The organism is Acidovorax sp. ST3 (assembly GCF_003231145.1).
Classification (GTDB): domain Bacteria; phylum Pseudomonadota; class Gammaproteobacteria; order Burkholderiales; family Burkholderiaceae_C; genus Acidovorax.
In genome coordinates, this window is record NZ_QKVP01000077.1 from 1 (window position 1) to 607 (window position 607).

At 64.9% G+C, this 607-nt stretch carries 2 protein-coding genes; both read right to left on the bottom strand.

Features of this window, described 5'->3' with window-relative positions:
• Positions 1-123: hydantoinase/oxoprolinase N-terminal domain-containing protein (locus DNK89_RS24935; protein WP_153064340.1), on the bottom strand; the 123-nt coding region annotated here is incomplete at its 3' end.
• A gap of 40 nt (positions 124-163) precedes the next feature.
• The coding region (locus DNK89_RS23635) for a tripartite tricarboxylate transporter substrate binding protein (protein ID WP_255575895.1) at positions 164-607 on the bottom strand (444 nt) is incomplete at its 5' end.

Genomic DNA, 607 nt, shown 5'->3' on the forward strand with positions numbered 1-607 from the left:
GATGGCTTCCGATGGGTCCGACGGCGTCGACGGCACCTTGTGAAAATGCACGATGCCTTGATCTTCGTCGATCATCGTGAAGTCGGTAAACGTGCCTCCGACGTCTATCCCTATGCGATACATGCTTGTGCTTCCCTGAATGAAAAGAAGGGCGCGGCGGCGCTCAGTCCAGCTTGATGCCGGCCTGCTTGACCACGCCGCACCATTTGTCGATTTCGCTCTTGATCATGGCGCCGAAGGCCGGCCCGGCCACGTCCGAGACCTGCGCGCCCTGTTGTTCCAGATAGGTCTTCATGGCGGGCGCGTGCAGCGTCTGCGCCAGCGCATCGGTCAGCTTGACGCGCAACGGCTCGGGCAGCTTGGCCGGGGCCAGCATGCCGAACCACACCATCGCTTCGTAACCGGGATAGCCGGACTCGGCCACCGTCGGCACGTCGGGCAGGGCGGGCGAGCGAGCGGCGGACGTCACCGCCAGCGGCCGCGATTTGCCGCCCTGGATGAACTGCTGCTGGTTGATCACCACGTCCATCAGCACCGGGAACTGGCCGCCCAGGAAATCGTTGACCGCCGCCGCCGCGCCCTTGTAGGGTACGCCGGGCAGGTCGAG